The 17,517-nt window shown below is 61.0% G+C and carries 7 protein-coding genes; all 7 read left to right on the plus strand.

The window, feature by feature from the left end:
- The first annotated feature begins 79 nt into the window (after positions 1–79).
- The 7 genes from glnE to ABHF33_RS02940 all read left to right on the plus strand — a co-directional run bounded on the left by glnE (position 80) and on the right by ABHF33_RS02940 (position 17,508).
- Positions 80–2,776: a bifunctional [glutamate--ammonia ligase]-adenylyl-L-tyrosine phosphorylase/[glutamate--ammonia-ligase] adenylyltransferase gene (gene glnE / locus ABHF33_RS02910; protein WP_348945560.1), complete on the plus strand. Its 2,697-nt coding sequence runs from the start codon at positions 80–82 to the stop codon at positions 2,774–2,776.
- Positions 2,777–2,970: 194 nt separating this feature from the next.
- On the plus strand, positions 2,971–6,804 hold the full coding sequence (locus ABHF33_RS02915) for a WGR and DUF4132 domain-containing protein (protein ID WP_348945561.1): 3,834 nt from the start codon (positions 2,971–2,973) through the stop codon (positions 6,802–6,804).
- A gap of 108 nt (positions 6,805–6,912) precedes the next feature.
- Positions 6,913–10,563 (plus strand): DUF4132 domain-containing protein, encoded by a 3,651-nt coding sequence (locus ABHF33_RS02920; protein WP_348945562.1) that lies wholly within the window; start codon positions 6,913–6,915, stop codon positions 10,561–10,563.
- Positions 10,564–10,655: 92 nt separating this feature from the next.
- Entirely contained in the window at positions 10,656–11,747 is a 1,092-nt protein-coding gene (locus tag ABHF33_RS02925; RefSeq protein WP_348945563.1) for an ATP-binding protein, read from the plus strand.
- Positions 11,744–14,224 carry a DUF5682 family protein gene (locus ABHF33_RS02930; protein ID WP_348945564.1) on the plus strand — a complete coding sequence of 827 codons (2,481 nt, stop codon included), beginning with the start codon at positions 11,744–11,746 and terminating at the stop codon, positions 14,222–14,224. Before ABHF33_RS02925 ends, ABHF33_RS02930 begins: the two co-directional genes overlap by 4 nt.
- 24 nt (positions 14,225–14,248) lie before the next feature.
- A complete protein-coding gene (locus tag ABHF33_RS02935) occupies positions 14,249–15,388 on the plus strand; it encodes a VWA domain-containing protein (protein ID WP_348945565.1) in 1,140 nt (379 codons plus the stop codon).
- Positions 15,385–17,508, plus strand: a complete 2,124-nt coding sequence (locus ABHF33_RS02940; protein ID WP_348945566.1) for an SWIM zinc finger family protein — start codon at positions 15,385–15,387, stop codon at positions 17,506–17,508. The genes ABHF33_RS02935 and ABHF33_RS02940 overlap by 4 nt, the downstream gene beginning before the upstream one ends.
- Positions 17,509–17,517: the final 9 nt, after the last annotated feature.

The raw sequence follows: 17,517 nt of genomic DNA on the forward strand, positions 1-17,517 counted from the left end.
GATCTGCATTTTAACCTGAAAATGCAGCCAAATTCAGCAGCCCTGCATCGTCAAAACCGGGAAAAACAGAGCCAAATCCATGACCGATACCCTTGTTGAATCACATCCGCTGCTGGCCAGCGCCCAAAATCACAGCCGCTACCTGCAACGCCTGTTTTTATGTCGCCCTGATCTGGCCGCCGAAACGGCGCAATCGGCAGCGCACGCCTTTAGCCGCAGCGAGATGCTGCAGCGCCTGCGTGCTCATACTGTCGATAGCGACGAAGCGCTCTCGCTGGCCTTGCGCCGTTTACGCCAAGCGGTGATGGCGCGGCTGATTGTGCGCGAAATCAATGGCTTGTCGGCGCTGACCGAGGCGATGCACACGATTTCCGATCTGGCCGAAGTGGCGATTGAAGTCGCGCTGGACTGGGTGAGCCAGCCCGATGAACGCTTTGGCGAGCCGATTGGCGAAGAGAGCGGCAGCGTACAAAAGCTGATTGTCGTCGGCATGGGCAAGCTGGGCGGGCGCGAGCTCAATGTTTCGTCCGACATTGACCTGATTTTTATCTATCCCGAAGACGGCGAAACCAACGGGCGGCGCAAAATCAGCAATCACGAGTATTTTGTGAATATTGGCAAACGGCTGATTCGGCTGATCGGCGACACCGACGCCAATGGTTTTGTCTTCCGCGTCGATATGCGCCTGCGCCCGTTTGGCGATTCGGGCCCGCTGGTCAGCAGCTTTGCTGCGCTGGAAAACTACCTGCTCACGCAAGGCCGTGAGTGGGAACGCTATGCGTGGATCAAAGGACGCGCGCTCACTGGCGACGAGCAAGGCATGGCTGGGCTGATGGAGCTGGTGATGCCTTTTGTCTATCGCAAATACCTCGATTACGGCGCCTACCAATCAATGCGCGAACTGCACAGCCAGATTCGCCGCGAAGTGGAGCGCAAAGATAGGCTCGATAATGTCAAGCTGGGCCCAGGGGGTATCCGTGAAATCGAGTTTATCGGACAGGTGTTCCAGCTGATACGGGGGGGGCGTAACAAGACATTACGCTCACGCGCCACGCAGCAGATTCTGCAGCAGCTGGCCGAGCAAGGCCTGCTGCCCGCAGACGTGGTAAGCCAATTGCAGGCGGCGTATATTTTTCTGCGCGATGTCGAGCACCGCATCATGTATCTGGACGACGCGCAAACGCAGATGCTGCCCGGCGCTGAAGATGACCAGCAACGCCTCGCGCTGAGCATGGGTTTTGCCGACTGGGCGCAGTTCCGCGCCGCGCTGGATGCGCATCGCGGACAGGTCAACCAGCATTTTGAAGAAATCTTTCTGCAGCCGGAGCAAAATACTCCCCAGGGGGATAGCCATGAAGTCGCCATTGATGCTTTTGCTGAGGGCAATACCCCACTATACGCCCAGCTGGGCTACAGCCAGCCGGAAGAAATCCAGCGCCGACTGTCCAATATGCAGGACAGCAGCAAATACCGGCAAATGCCCGACCGATGCCGTCGCCGCCTGGACAGCATTCTGCCCAATCTGATCAGCTGCACCGCGCAATTTGACAACCCGGACGCCACGCTGATGCGCCTGCTTGATCTGCTGGACGCCATCAGCCGCCGCGAGTCTTACCTGGCCTTGCTGGCCGAACACCCACAAACGCTCAAGCGCCTAGCCAGCCTCTACAGCGCCAGCCCCTGGGTATCCGAATACCTGACCCGCCACCCGATTCTGCTCGACGAATTACTCGACGTGCGCCTGCTGCATCAAGCGCCAGACTGGGACAAGCTGGGCCGCCTGCTGCGCGAACAGATGAACGAGCTGGCGGGCGATGTCGAAGCCCGGATGGACAGCCTGCGCCATTTCCAGCACTCGCAGATTTTCCGTCTGGTGTCGCAAGACCTGGCCGAGCTGCTGCCGCTGGAAAAATTATCCGATCATTTATCCGATCTGGCCGACCTCATCCTGAATGTAGCGCTGGAACAAGCGTGGCAGGATTTGCCCAATAAGCACCGCGACACGCACCGCTTTGCCATCATTGGCTACGGCAAGCTGGGCGGCAAAGAGCTGGGTTTTGCGTCCGATCTGGATATCGTTTACCTCTATGACGACGATCACCCCAACGCCGCCGACATCTACGCCCGGCTGGCCAAGCGCATCGTCAACTGGCTCACTTCGATGACTTCGGCCGGCCAACTGTACGATATCGACTTGCGCCTGCGCCCAAATGGCTCGTCCGGCCTCTTGGTTTCGACGGTTGAAGCGTTTACCGAATACCAGCATCACTCGGCCTGGGTGTGGGAGCACCAGGCCATCACCCGCGCGCGCTATTGCGCTGGCGATGCGCAGGTGGGCCAGCAATTTGAAGCCATACGCCACCAGATTCTGTGCCGGGAGCGCGATGTCAGCGCCTTGCAGGCCGAAGTGCTCAAAATGCGCAATAAAATGCTCGAAACGCACCCGGCGCTAGCTCACGATGTCAAACACCGACGCGGCGGGATTGTCGATATTGAATTTATCGTGCAGTTTTTGATTCTGGCGCACTCTCGCCATCTGCCCGCGCTAACGGCCAACGCTGGCAATATCGCGCTGCTGGATGTCGCCGCGCAGCACCAGCTGATCAGTACCGCCAGTGCCGAGCATGCACGAACGGCTTATCGGGAATTACGCCGCCTGCAACATCGCCACCGGCTCAATGGCAAGGAGCTCAAGCTGGAGCACATCAACGCCATCGCGCTGGATATGCAAGCCGTAGAGGCGCTCTGGCACAGCCTGTTTCCGGCACAGCTTTAGTCTGTGAGGCTGGCGCTTGGGCTGGCTGTTTCAGCCCTGCCCAAGCACCAGCGTCACCATTCAACCTCGCCGCCAGCACAGTTATCACCACAAGCCGCCACTGTGGGCTTGCGCACAGAAAAACCACAAATTCCTTACGTGAAACATGGGCAATATGACATGATGAGCGCCTGCAAATTCTGGGGGCGCGCGCCATGCAACGGTATGAATACACGGAAGGAAACTCGAGCAAATTCTGGGAAATCGAGCAAGACGGACTGCAGCTTAATATCCGCTGGGGCCGCATCGGCACCAACGGCCAAAGCCAGACCAAAGACTTTGCCAGCGCCGACAAAGCCAGCACCGCGATGGAAAAGCTGATCAAGGAAAAAACCGGCAAAGGCTATACCCATGCCGGGGATATAGCTGTCGACAATACTAAGAAAGAGCTGCAACCAGATACCCCAGAGAAAACTACTGAGGAAGCAGTCACCGTCAACATCCCTGCCCCGCAAGCAGATCCCCCGCCATCCCAGCCTGAGCGGGGCAACACCCCGCCGTGGCTCAGTATTGAATACATCGCCCTCACGCCGGAAATGCGGCAAGCCGCCCATCCAAATCGGCAAAACCCCGGCCAGCCACTCAACACCGACCCCGAACAAGCCTGGCAGGAGTTTGCCAGCAGCCTGGAAGACGAAGGTGAAGATCGCGAAAAACTGGCGATGGATGTTCAGGAAAGCGGCACGGCTTTTGCCAGCGCCTGCAACGAAGCGTTTGAGCGTATCCGCAAGGCAGAACGCCATGGCAGCCCGCAATCGGACGCCGTATTGCTGGCATTTAGCTGCAATGCCAGCAGTTTTTATCGGATGGCGCTGGGTGGCAATGCCATCGCGCTGGTGCGTTACCTGCTGGGCCATTACGGCTTGCTGGGCGCGATTGATATTCTGATCGAAGCCGAACAAATCCACGTTGAGCGCGATTGGGATTACTCGCAACGCGTCACACGCCTGACACTGAGCCGGCAAGTAGACGGAACGCTGATTCATGGCGAGCGCTTTTGCCCGGGCGAAATGCTGTATCGCACGGCGCTGGCACAGGCCAGCGAGAGCGACTGGCAGGCTGCAGCGACACGCCTGCAGGCCGCAGCACCACTGATCCACCCTGCGCGGCGAGTGCTGCTGGCTTCGCTCTTGCCCGAATGCCCCGATTTTGCCAACAACATGGCGCTGGAGCTGGCCAACAGCGGCCAGAGTCTCACCATGCTGGCCACCGTGGTGACCTCGGCGCAAGCGCGCAAAGCTGTGCGCCAGGCCAGCAATGGCCACTGGTTTGGCTACTATGCCGATTTTCCGGCCACCGTGATTCAGCAGCATGGCGACGAAGCCGTTGCACTGCTGGAAGGGCTGATTCATCACGACACCATCGCCGATATGATCGCCCGCATCGGCACGCCCGAAGCCATCACTGCGCTGGCCAGAGTGGCGAGCCAAAGCAAGGCGAATCAGGCGCGCTTTGTCAGCGCCAGCCAGCGCTGGCCGCTGGCCGCTATTCCGGCGATAGCCGAGCTGCTGATTCACAGCGGCAAGGATGCAGGGCTATTTTCGACCACGCTGACCACACTGGCGCAAGCCCACCCGGCAGCGCTGGAGCAGGTCTGGCACTGGCTTAGCGCTGCGGCACAAGGGCAGATTAATGAGCTGCTAGCACGCTTTAGCAGCCCGACCGACGTGGCCAGCGCCGACGAGCTGCCGCGTGTGCTGGTCTCCCCGCCGTGGCTAAACAAGAAAAAAGCCGCCATCGCCGCGCTGGAGCTGGACGTATTGCCATTGCCACCCGTAGAGCAATGGGCCGCAGACGAAAAAGAGCAAGTGCGAGCAGTCCACGAATGGCAGGCCAAGCGATTTGAAGAGGCAAGCAAAGACGCCACAGCCTTGGCCGACGAGCTGGGCTTTGGCCGCGTCAGCCATCAGCAAAGCGAAAACCGCAAGGCATTCCAGGGCATTTTGCAAAGTGCAGTCCATGCGCTGCAACAGCACAATGGTGCAGGCTTGATTGAGGCGTGGAAAAACTACAAAGCCGCCAAACTCAGCTACTGGATTAGTGCCGATACCCGCTATCTGACGCTGCTGCCCGAAGTGATGGCGTTGCAGGTCTGGCCAAGCTTTGCCGTGGATGACAGCTATCGTTGCAGCTTCTTTATGGCCACCCACGGCTTGAAGGCACTCGACGGCCTGCTGGCCTGCGTGCAGCAGCGCCCCGCGGCGGAAATCCCGCTCGCCATGCATTACGGCTGGTCTGCGCTCGCGCCCGCCATCGCCCGCGCCTACGTCAAGCTGAAAACCGCCCGCGCCAGCGCGCGCGAATGGCTGCTGGCTTATCCCGAACACGCCGTCACCGGCCTGTTGCCCAATGCACTGGGCAAGGCTGGCGAAGCGCGCGATTGCGCAGGCACAGCGCTGCGCTTGCTGGCCAGCCACGGCCACACGGCGCTGATGCGCACGGTTGCAGAGCGCTATGAGCGCGCCGATGTGCTCAATGCCTTGCAAGCTGTACTCGACGAAGACCCGCTGGATCGCTACCCCGCCAAAATCGGCAAAAACCCCGCATTCTGGCAGCCGCAAGGCTGCCGCCGCCCGGTTCTGCTCAATGGCAAGGCGCTGCCCGATAGCGCGCTGGAACATCTGGGCTGCATGCTACGCTTTCCGACTACCGAGGGCATTTACCCCGGCATCGAGCAGGTCAAAGCCGCCTGCCAGCCGCAATCGCTGGCCGATTTTGCCTGGGATGGCTTTAACCAGTGGCTATTTGCCGCCGCGCCATCGAAAGAAAACTGGGCGTTTAGCGCGCTTGGCCTGTTGGGCACTGACGACACGGCGCGCAAGCTCAATCCGCTGATTCGCGCCTGGCCGGGTGAGGCGCAGCACGCCCGCGCCGTGGCCGGGCTGGATGTACTGGCCACCATCGGCAGCGATGTCGCGCTGATGCTGCTCAACGGCATTGCGCAAAAAGTGAAATTCAAAGGCCTGCAGGACCGCGCCCGCGAAAAAATCGCCGCCATTGCCGAAGCCCGCGAGCTCACCACCGAAGAGCTGGAAGACCGCCTAGCGCCTGATCTGGGGCTGGACGAAATGGGCACGCTGCAGCTGGATTTTGGCCCCCGGCAATTTATCGTCGGCTTTGATGAAACGCTCAAACCCTATGTGCGCGATACCGATGGCGTGCGCCTGAAAGATCTGCCCAAGCCCAACGCCAAGGACGACGCCGACCTGGCCAAAGCCGCAGTCGATACCTACAAGCAGCTGAAAAAAGACGCCAAAACTGTCGCCAGCCAGCAAGTGCAAAGGCTGGAGGTGGCCATGTGTACGCGCCGCCGCTGGCCGGTGGACGTATTTGTGCAGTTCCTCGCCACGCATCCGCTGGTGCGCCATCTGGTGCAGCGGCTGGTCTGGGGCGTGTACACGCTGGCGGGTGAAGGCCGCTATGGCGGCGAGCTGCAAGCCACTTTCCGCGTCTCCGAAGACGGTAGCTACACCGACGCCAACGACGATGAATTCACTCTGCCCGCAGGCGAAATCCGCATCGGCCTGCCGCACGCACTGGAAATGCCTGCTAACGATGGCGCAGCCTTTGCCCAGCTTTTTGCCGACTACGAGCTGCTGCAACCCTTTGCGCAGCTGGGCAGAGACAAGCACAGCCTCAAGGCACAAGAAGCCGCCGAAGCCAAACTGCTGCGCTGGAAAGACCGCGTGGTTCCCACCGGCAAGATTTTCGGCCTGAGCCATCGCGGCTGGCGGCGCGGCGAAGCACAGGACGGCGGCGGCATCTGGTATTACACCAAGGACATCGGCGATGGCCGCCTGATCGAGCTGACCTTCGATCCGGGCATCATCGTCGGCATGACCGACGAATACCCCGAGCAGAAACTGCAAGAGCTGGTCATCGCCAAAAAAACCAGCGGCTGGCACCAAGACAGCAACGAAGCCTTCGCCACGCTAGACCCGATCACCGCCAGCGAGCTGATCCGCGATATGGAAATGCTGGTGGGTTAACTAGATGGGTATTGCCATGCAGATCATGATTTTCAATGGCTGCACGGCAATACCCTAAAGCACAATCAAACTAAAAAACTGAGTACTAAAACACCAAGGAGCAAAACCATGCAACGTGATGACATCGGAACGGCTGGCAATCTGAGCGGCAACACACCAAATGGCATCGCGCCTTGGTTGAAAAAAAACCCGGTAGACCTGACCAAGGCCATGCGCGCATACGCACTGCCCAACCGCGCCAATCCGGGCGAGCCCTTGCAGCTGGATGCCGACACCGAATGGCAGGCTTTTGCCGCTTCGCTGAATCCGGAGCTAAACGGTCGACTGGTCAGCGAATGGGTGTTAACCGAACTGGACGAAGCCACCCGCTCCGCATGCGAAGAAGCCATTGCCCGCATGCAAAACCGGCAGAGAGAAGGTAGCTGGCAATCCGAAGCCGTCTTATTTGCAGTGTGCTGCTCGCAGCACATTGCTGACTACATTGGCAATGCAGCCGCGTTAGCCCGTTACCTGCTGGCGCAGTATGGTGTACTTAAAGCGCTGGATATGCTGATTGCAGCCGAACAGCTCCATATCGATGCCAGACAAAACTATGGTGCAGCATTTGTACAAATCAGCGCAAACACTTCGGTAATCCCCCGTACAGTCACGATCAATCATGACATTCAAGGAACATTTAACGGATACGGTCGATTCGCAGAAGGGGAATGGCTTTTCCGTACTGCATTAGCGCAAGCCAGCGATGATGAACGGCAAACAGCAGCGCTTCAATTACAGAAGGCAGCTGCTTTGCTTCACCCACTGCGCCGTGTCTTACTGGCACTGCTGCTGCCGGAATATACGGAGCTGGGCAACTCACTGGTTATGGACGCGGACAAGAGATACGGAACCTTCGGCTGGCTAGCTGCCGTGTCCATCAGCACGGAAGCCCGGAACCGGTTTGTGCAGCAATGCCTAACCTACGAGTTGAATCGTTATGGCTTGTGTTATGAGCGCGTTTTTGCCAGCACCGTTATTCAGCAACATGGCATTGAAGCTGTTCCACTGCTGGAGCCATTCATTGACAATGAGGGCATCGCCGACATGCTGGCACGTATTGGCACGCCCGAGGCCATCCAGGCTCTGGCCCGCCACGCAGCAGACGGCGGCAAAGCCAAGGTGCAACGCTTTGCCAAGGCGTGCGAACGCTGGCCACTGGCGGCCATCGCAGCACTGGCCAGCTTGCTGGTCGATGCAGGCCGGCATGACAAAGCACGCTACAGCGCCCAGCTAACTCCGCTGCTACACAATCACGCGGCATCTGTCGCGGTACTGCAAGCGTGGATTGAGCCAGTAGCCTGGCAAGTCATCAACGAAATACAGCCGGAACTACCACAGCAAGCGGCCAAGCCGCATACCGAGCCAAGCGCCAGCAGCGTAACAACACAGGTAAAGGCGACTGCGGAGCCGCCAGCGCAGGCGCAATCCTCCGATCAGAGCACGCAAGCGCTTACGCAAACCACACCGAGCAGCAGCATGCCGCCAGTACTGGTTTCCCCACCGTGGCTAAACAAGAAAAAAGCCGCTATCGCGCCGCTGGTGCTGGAAATGTTACCGCTAGAGCCAGTGGAATATTGGGAAGAAGGCCAACGCGAACGGGTGATTTCAGTACGTCAGTCCAATCTGGACGCCGTCAGCAAAACCCCAGAAAGGCTCGCAGAGGTCTTGCTGGGCTCGTTTTATGGCAGCCAGAGTGCTGAGCGCATGCAGCAATATCAAGCCTTTGTCGAACCCGCTCGCCAAGCAATTGCCGCCAACGATGCTGCCAGTTTATGCACCGCCTATCTAGCCTACAAGGCGTCCGACCTCAGCCGCCAAACATTCCCGCATTCCTACTGCCTGCTACTGCTGCCGGAGGAGATGGCGCAAGCGGTTTGGCCGACCTTGGCTGCTTATGATGATTTCTCCGATTATTTCTTTATGGCAAAAGTCGGCGTGAAAGGGCTGCAGGGTTTACTAGCGGCCGTTGAGCGTCGCACGGAAAGCGGTATTGCCATAGCACAACATTTCGGCTGGGCCGCCTTGGCTCCGGCCATTGCGCAGGCGTATCTCAAAATGAAAACGGTGCGCACCAGCGCCCGCAACTGGTTACTCAAATTCCCCGAACACACCGTTACCGGCCTGCTACCCGCAGCGCTCGGTAAAACGGGTAGCGCCCGCGACACCGCCACCAATGTACTACGCATGCTGGCCAGCCAAGGCCATACCGAGTTAATCCAGCAAGTAGCAGCCCGCTACGATCAGAGCGAAGTCAATCTGGCCGTAAAGTCCATGCTGGAGGCCGACCCGCTCGACTGCTTCCCCGCCAAAATCAGTAAAGCGCCCGCATTCTGGCAACCGCAACTATGCCCTCGCCCATTGCTGCTGGATGGCACACCGCTGCCCGATTCGGCACTGGAGCACTTAGGCACCATGCTGCGCTTCCCCACCAGCGAAGGGGTTTACCCCGGTATCGAACAAGTGAAAACCGCCTGCCAGCGCGACAGTTTGGCTCAGTTCATCTGGAATGTATTTCTACGCTGGGAACAGGCTGGCGCACCCAACAAGGAAAGCTGGGCGTTTACGGCACTCGGTCTGCTGGGCAACGATGAAACCATACGCCAGTTGGTGCCACTCATTCGTACTTGGCCCACGGAAGGTTTGCTATCCCGCGCGCAAACAGGGCTGGATGTGCTGGTACGTATCAGCAGTAACTATGCCCTGCTGCAACTAAACGGCATTGCGCAGGAGGTGAAATCCAAACCACTGCAACAGGCCGCCGAGCAAAAAATGCAGGAACTGGCCAACAACGCCGGCCTTACACCGGACGAGCTGGCCGAGCGCATTACGCCGGATCTGGGGCTGGATGCGGCAGGCGGGCTGGATCTGGATTTTGGCCCGCGCCAGTTCCGCGTCGGCTTTGATGAACATCTCAAGCCCGTGGTTTACAACAGTGATGGAGTGCGGCTGGCCGACTTGCCCAAGCCCAACGGCAGCGACAATGAGTATCGTGCCGAGCAAGCCCAGAAGCAGTTCAAGGCGCTCAAGCGCGATGTGAAGGCACTGGCCGACCAGACGCTCAAACGGCTAGAGCGGGCCATGTGCGAACAGCGGCGCTGGCAGCGCGAAATTTTTGAAAGCACGCTGGTGCAGCACCCCTTGCTGCGCCATGTGACACGGCGGCTGGTGTGGGGACTGTATGACGACAATGGCCTGCGGCAGACCTTCCGCGTGGCCGAGGATCTCAGCTACACCGACGCTGACGACAATGCCCTCACTCTGCCGGACATCGCCGTGATCGGCCTACCGCACCCACTGCAACTGGACGCCGCGACGCTGGCCGCCTTTGCCCAGCTGTTTGCCGATTACCAGATCCTGCAGCCGTTTGCCCAGCTCGCGCGCGAAGCGTTCCAGCCCGGCGACCCTGCCACCGCCTTGAGCCACGCACTGGACAAGGCGGTGCCGACCAAATCACTGCGCGGGCTGGAAAGCCGGGGCTGGGAAAAGGGCGACAACTTTAGCGGTGATATTGCTAGCTACCGGCGCCCACTAAATGGCAGTGGAGTGGCTACTCTGCGGTTCGATCCCCCCTACTCGCTGGCCGTCGCCGATAAAACCTTGCGTCATAAGCTGCATTCGCTGGAGCTACGCAATCCGGAGCAACAAGTCGTTGCAGTCGAACAATTGCCGCAGATTGTACAGAGTGAGCTCTTGCGAGATTTACAGTATCTGCAAAGCTAAAAACTTTATACCGCATTTAAAAATGCCAATGTATATGGCTACAGATCAATTAAAAATTGATCTGTAGCCATATACCCACCAAGGTAAACACCATGACCGAACACCATCTGCAACGCCCGCCTGCTGAAATAAGCCATGCCGAAGAATTGGCCCGTTTGCGCGAGCATGATCGTGATCCGCGCCCGCCGGGCTGGCTGCTCAGCCTCAATGCCGTGCGGCGTTTTATTCTGGGCGATGACCAGCTGGGCATTAGCCGCAAAATGGTGGCGCCAGTGGCGGCGATTGAGCGAATGCTGGTCACGCTGGCCACCGGGCGCGGGCTGATGCTGGTGGGCGAGCCGGGTACGGCCAAATCCATGCTGTCGGAATTGCTGGCCGCAGCCATTAGCGGCGATTCGGGGCTAACGATCCAGGGTGGCGCGTCGATTACCGAAGATCAGATCAAGTATTCATGGAATTACGCGCTGCTGATCAATGAAGGCCCCAGCCCGCGTGCGCTGGTGCCCGCGCCGCTGTATCGGGGCATGCAACAGGGCAAGCTGGTGCGCTTTGAAGAAATGACGCGTGCGCCGCTGGAGGTGCAAGATTGCCTGCTGGGCATGCTGTCCGACCGGGTGATGACGGTGCCCGAGCTCAGTGGCGAGCACGCCATGCTGTTTGCCCGTGCGGGGTTTAATATCATCGCCACCGCCAATACGCGCGACCGGGGGGTGAATGAAATGAGCGCGGCGCTCAAGCGCCGTTTTGATTTTGAAACGGTATTTCCGATTATGGATTTCCAGCAGGAGCTCGAACTGGTCGCCAGCAAATCAGCCACGCTGCTGGCGCAAAGCGGCATCAGCGAGCGCGTTCCCGAGCCGGTGCTGGAATTGCTGGTCACCACCTTCCGCGATTTGCGCGCCAGCCTGCAGCAAGGCGCGGGTGGCGGCGAGATGGACAAACTCAATGCCGTCATGTCGACCGCCGAGGCGGTAAATGTTGCGCATGCCGTTGGCGTTCGCGCATGGTTTCTGGCGCAGCGCAGCGGCACGCCGGCCGATCTGGTCGAGTGCATCGGCGGCACGGTGGTCAAGGATAACGAGGACGACCGCAATAAACTGCAGCGCTATTTCGAGCAAAAAGTCGCGCGGCGCGAGGGCGAACACTGGAAGGCGTATTACGAAGCGCGCCACCGTCTGCCATGAGCGATGTCCTGCAAACGCCGCAAATCACTCGCCAGGCAGAATACGCAGCCAGCAGCACACAGGATAGCAGCCGCAGCCGTGTCGAGATCATTGGCGTGCGCCATCACAGCCCGGCCTGCGCGCGGCTGGTGGCGCAACGCATCCGGGATAGCCGCCCGGACTGGGTGCTGATCGAAGGCCCGGCCGATTTCAACCCACGGCTGGACGAGCTGTTTCTGCCGCATACCTTACCGCTGGCGATTTACAGTTTTTGCTCGGCGGGCGAGCTGCTGCACCGCGCCTTATGGTCGCCCTTTGCCGATTATTCGCCCGAATGGCAGGCGCTGCAGGTCGGGCGCGAATGCGGTGCACAGCTGGCTTTTATCGACTTGCCCGCCTGGCACGATGCTTTTGCTGACATTAGCAACCGCTACGCCGATGTGAACGACAGCGAACAGGAGCGTTTAGCCAGCGCCTACGAGGCCGAGCTGGGGCGGCAGCTGGGCATCGAAGGGCGCGATGCGCTGTGGGACCATCTGTTTGAATCGAGCACCAGTTCAAGCAGCGATCTGGCCGAGCTATCGGCGCGACTCAGGCAGTATTTCATCAATCTACGCGGCACTGATCCGGGCTCGGCCAGCAATCAGGCACGGGAACAGATGATGGCGCGCTGGATCGCCTGGGCAGCCCAGCAAGGGCAGGAAGGGCAGCAGCAAAACCGGGTGCTGGTGGTGTGCGGCGGCTATCACGCGCCAATGTTGGCGCAACTCTGGCCCAGCATCGAGCCCGACATCCGGCAAGACAGCGCAGCCCCGGCCACGCCCGACCTGCATGAGAGCATAGCTGGGGTATCAGACGGTAGCATAGCTAGTACCGTTGCTACAGGCTCATACCTGCTGCCGTATACCGGCAAACGGCTGGATGCTTTTCATGGCTACGCCTCCGGCATGCCCTCGCCCGCCTTCCAACAGGCAGTGTGGGAGAGCGGCCTGCAGCAGGCTGGCACGCAATTATTGCAAGGCATGATGCAGCGGCTGCGCCAGAAAAAACTGCCCGCCTCCACCGCCGATCTGCTCGCCATTCATGTGCGCACGCAGGCCTTAGCGCGGCTGCGCGGCCATGTGCAGCCGCTGCGCAATGACTGGCTGGATGCGCTGGCGGGCTCGCTGGTGCGCGACGCGCTCGATGCGCCGCTGCCGTGGACGTATCGCGGCCCGCTGCGGCGCGGCACCGACCCGGTGCTGGTTGAAATCATGGACGTACTAGCTGGCGATCAGGCCGGACAACTCGCCCCCGGCACGCCGCTGCCCGCGCTGCTGCACGCCGTGAGCAGCGAATTGCTCGCGCTCGATTTGCAGCCGCCGTTCAGCGAAAGCCGCAATATCACACTGGCCTTGCTCGACGAGGCCGACCGTGGCAAAAGCCGCGTGCTGCATCGGCTGGCCATTTTGCAGATTCCCGGCTTTAAGCGGCTCAGCGGCCCGAACTGGGCGATGTCGGGCGAACGCAGCGAACAATGGCAGCTCAGCCACCCGCTGGAGCAGCAAGCCGCCTTGATCGAAGCCGCCATTTATGGCGCTACGCTGGCCGATGCGGCCATCGCCAGGCTGGCCGAACAGCTGGCGCACAGCCACGGCGCCAGCGCGCTGGCGCAACTATTAAACCGTGCCGCCCAAGCCGGTCTACCCGCGTTCAGCCCCGGCCTGCTCAGCCGCCTGCACGAAGCCATCAGCAGCGAAAGCCGTTTTGAGGTGCTGGGCCAGCCGCTGGCGATCACGCACGGCCTGTACCGCCACGGCCACGAGCTGGGCATGGCCGACGCGCCCGCCTTGCTTGAATTACTTCAGCTCACACTCGATCGCCTGCTGTGGCTGGCCGAAGTCCACGGCAGCGTCAGCGCGCAAGACAGCAATGCGCATCTGGCCGCCTGGCAAGCGCTGCGCCTGCTCTTGCGCGATGCCCAAGCCAGCACCGGTCTGCCGCTGGGCGAGCTGCCGATCACCCGAGCCTTGGCCGTCTGCCAGCGCAAAGCCCGCCATCCGCAAGCCGCGCCACTGAGCCGGGGCGCTGCACTGGGCTGCCTGCTCAGCGTGGCGCATGACGATCAGCAGCAAGCCGACGACATCCATAGCGCCATCGCCCTGCTCTCTGCCCTGCCACCTGCTGCACTGGGCGACGCACTGCAGGGGCTGCTGGCGCTGGCAAGGCACGAGCTGATCCACGTTCCAGCCTTTATCGCCACACTGAGGCAGCTGGTCAGCGCGCTGGACGAAGCCGACTTCATCCAGGCCCTCCCCGCCCTACGCGCCGCCTTCGCCTGGCTACCCAGCTTCGAGCGCGGCGAACTGGCGCAGCAGATTCTGCACCTGCTCGGCAGCACAGCCAGCCCCCGCACCCTCACCGCCCCGCTCACCGGGCTGGACGCCGAAACACTGGCACGCCACAGTTGGCGTGAGAAGCAGGCAGTGGCCGTGCTTGGAAGCTGGGGCTTAAAATGAATACTGTAGGGTATAGCCAGCAATATGAATAAAAATAAGACCTTTATCGATATACCTAGCGATACTCAGCGCTGGCGCTTGCTCTTGGGCGAGGCGGCGCAGCCGAGTCTGGGCGCGCTGACTGGCGATGCACTGGCGGCTGACGCGGCGCTGGAGTGGCTGTACGGGCGCGACCCGGAGCTGGCGCAGCGGGGCGAGCGGCGCGGTGGGCAGGAGGCTAGCCAGCTCACCACCCCGGACTGGGTCAATGCCATCCACCAACTGTTTCCGCAAGAAGTGATCGAGCGGCTGGAGCGCGATGCGGTTGAGCGTTTCGGCATCGACGAGGTGGTAACCAATCTGGAGGTGCTCGAACGGATCGAGCCTTCGGAGAGCCTGTTGCGTGCGGTGTTGCACACCAAGCATCTGATGAATCCGCAGGTGCTCGCAGCAGCGCGCAAGCTGGTGGCCGAGGTGGTGCGGCGCATTATGGACAAGCTGGCGCGTGAAGTGCGGCAAAGCTTTTCCGGCACGCGCGATCGGCGTCGACCTTCGCGTATCCGCGTGGCGAGTAATTTCGATTTCAAGCGCACGGTGCGCGCCAATTTGCACCGCTGGCACCCCGAGCGGCAAAAGTTGTATATCGAAACGCCACTGTTTATCAGCCGCAGCAAGCGGCATACCGAGCGCTGGGATATTGTGCTGCTGGTCGATCAAAGTGGCTCGATGGTCGACTCGGTGATCCATGCCGCGGTGATGGCCGCCTGCCTGTGGCAGCTGCCGGGTATGACGACTCATCTGGTGGCGTTTGATACCGCCGTGGTGGATCTCACTCGCGATGTGAGCGATCCGGTTGAGCTGCTGATGAAAGTGCAGTTGGGTGGCGGCACCGATATTGCCAAGGCGGTGGGCTATGCCCAGGGGCTGATTCACAATCCGCGCCGCAGCATGGTGGTGCTGATCAGCGATTTTTACGAGGGCGGCAGCGAATACGAGTTGATTCGCCGCACCCGCCAGCTGTGTGCAGCGGGCGTTAAAGTACTGGGGCTGGCCGCGCTGGATTCGGCCGCCAAGCCCAATTACGACCGCGAGCTGGCGCAAAAACTGGTGAACGCCGGGGCCCAGATTGGCGCAATGACGCCGGGCGAGCTGGCCGCGTGGCTGGCTGGACAGGTACAACAATGAACACACTACTGACACTGCGCCCTGATTTGCTCTCGCTCAGCGACGAAGCGCTGATTGCGCTCAGCAACGCGGGTTTTGTAAAAAAAGCGCACAAGGAGCTGCAGGATGGCAAAGCGCCAGCGCTCACTGCAAGCGACGATGGCGCGCTGATTGCCCACTACGCCGACGGCCATATCACCACGCTGGCGGCAGGCGGCGGGCTGCGCGACGCCCGCTGCAGCTGCCCGGCCAGCGGACTGTGTCGCCATCGCGTTACGCTGGTGCTGGCCTACCGGCATCTGGCTAGCAGCTCGAGTGGCGAGCCTGCCAGCCCCTCCGCAACCGCAGTAGCAAGCCCGGCAACTGACTCTGCGGCCAACGCAGCTGCAAACACATCGACAAACACATCAGCAGACGCATCAATCAGCGAGGAGCGCGCCTGGAGTCCGGCGCTGTTTGCTGATGAGATGGCCAAGCTGCCTGCCGCCATTTTGCAACGCACCCAAAAGCTGGCCGACGCCGGTACGGTGCTGCGCCTGAGCAGCTGGCAAGCCAATCATCCACACCCGTCGGCGCAATTGCCGATGTGCTCGGTGCGCTTTTTCTCGCGGCACAGCCTGAATCACGCCCGCTGTGATTGCATCCAGAGCCAGATGTGCGAACACATCGCGCTGGCGGTGATGGCCTTTGCGCAAGCACCTGCCGAGGGCTGGACCCAGCTCAATCTGGCCGTACAGGGCGCGGCAGAACATGCGCTGCTGATGCAATCGCCAGCAGCGCAGCAGCTGGGTGAATCGCTGCAGCAGCTGGCGTTGCAACTCTGGCAGGATGGTAGCAGCCAGCCTTTGAGCAATCTGGCCGCCAGCTTTACCCGCGCCCGGCAGCAGGCAGAACAGCTGGGCTGGCGCTGGCTGATTGATGGTCTGGCCCAATTGCAGCAAGCCTTGCACGATCAGCTGGCGCGCTCAAGCCGGGCCAGCGCCACGCGCGAGCTGCGCCTGCTGTGCGAGCTGATCGCCCGCTGGCAATCAGCCAGCTATCTGGAAGGCCAGTCAGCCAGCTACCTGGACGGCCAAGCTGCCAGCGGTCAGGCTGGACAAGTCCCCCGCCCGCCCGCCGATCTGCTTGGCGTCGGCGTCAAGGGCGAAGTGGCGCTAGAGCATCTGCGCCTGGTCGGGCTGGGTGCCCAGTGGAGCGACGACGAACAGCAGGAACAAGCCCAGCTGATTTTCACCGACCCAGATACGCAGGCGGTGCTGGTGATCGAAAAACAATGGGAAAAAACACCCGACAGCGCCACACCGCTGTGGCAGCGGCGCTATCTGGGGCACTCGCTGGCCCGGCTGGCGCAAAGCCAGATTGTGACCCGCTCGGCCAAACGCTTTGCCAACGGCGCGCTGGCGATTGGCGGCACGGCCAAACAAAGCAATGTGCTGCCGCTCACCCCGGCAGCATGGCTGCAGCTGGCCGCACCGCTCAGGCAGCCGGACGCGGCCAGCCTGCTCGCCCACCTGCAAGCGGCCGATCCGGAATTTGTCCGCCCGCGCCAGCTGCTGGAACACCTGCATCTGCTCCCGATTAATTCCGTGCTCAATTGGGGCTGGGACGGCGCTCGCCAGTCTCTACAGGCCCAATTGCTATGCGGTGATGGCGATCAGCCGCGGGTCTGGCTGAAATTGGCGCATCAGCGCAGCGCGCCGCATGCGGTGGACACACTCGCCACGCTATTGAGTCAAGAAGTGCCCACCATGCTGTGCGGGCATTTCAGCCTGCGCGATGGCGAGCTGCAAGTCACGCCGCTGAGTCTGGCCGTGGACAACCGCGTGATTGCACTGCACGGCGAGCCAACACCCGCCATCGCCCTGCCCGACGGGCCCGCACACAGCGCATCGCCACTGGCGCAGCAACTGGACGAGCTGGAGCAATTGCTCGGCCGCTTTTTGCGGCAGGGCTTGCGGCATCAGGGCCAGAGCGCCCGCCAGCAAGCCCGGCGGGTGCAGGCGCAATTGACCGAGCTGGGCATGCCAACACTCGCCGAGCGGCTGGACGAGGTGCTGCAGCAGCTAGCGGGCGCGCACACCAGCTCATTGGCCAACTCGCTGGCACAGCTGTACTGGCTGGGCCAGCTATGCGCGCGGTAGTGTGACGAG

Source organism: Chitinibacter sp. FCG-7, from assembly GCF_040047665.1.
GTDB lineage: Bacteria > Pseudomonadota > Gammaproteobacteria > Burkholderiales > Chitinibacteraceae > Chitinibacter > Chitinibacter mangrovi.

What these genes read in the sequence shown, in the direction of transcription:
- ABHF33_RS02935 (WP_348945565.1), top strand. Translation starts at nt 14,249, where the DNA reads ATGAATAAAAATAAGACCTTTATCGATATACCTAGCGATACTCAGCGC.
- ABHF33_RS02920 (WP_348945562.1), top strand. Translation starts at nt 6,913, where the DNA reads ATGCAACGTGATGACATCGGAACGGCTGGCAATCTGAGCGGCAACACA.
- glnE (WP_348945560.1), top strand. Translation starts at nt 80, where the DNA reads ATGACCGATACCCTTGTTGAATCACATCCGCTGCTGGCCAGCGCCCAA.
- ABHF33_RS02915 (WP_348945561.1), top strand. Translation starts at nt 2,971, where the DNA reads ATGCAACGGTATGAATACACGGAAGGAAACTCGAGCAAATTCTGGGAA.
- ABHF33_RS02925 (WP_348945563.1), top strand. Translation starts at nt 10,656, where the DNA reads ATGACCGAACACCATCTGCAACGCCCGCCTGCTGAAATAAGCCATGCC.
- ABHF33_RS02930 (WP_348945564.1), top strand. Translation starts at nt 11,744, where the DNA reads ATGAGCGATGTCCTGCAAACGCCGCAAATCACTCGCCAGGCAGAATAC.
- ABHF33_RS02940 (WP_348945566.1), top strand. Translation starts at nt 15,385, where the DNA reads ATGAACACACTACTGACACTGCGCCCTGATTTGCTCTCGCTCAGCGAC.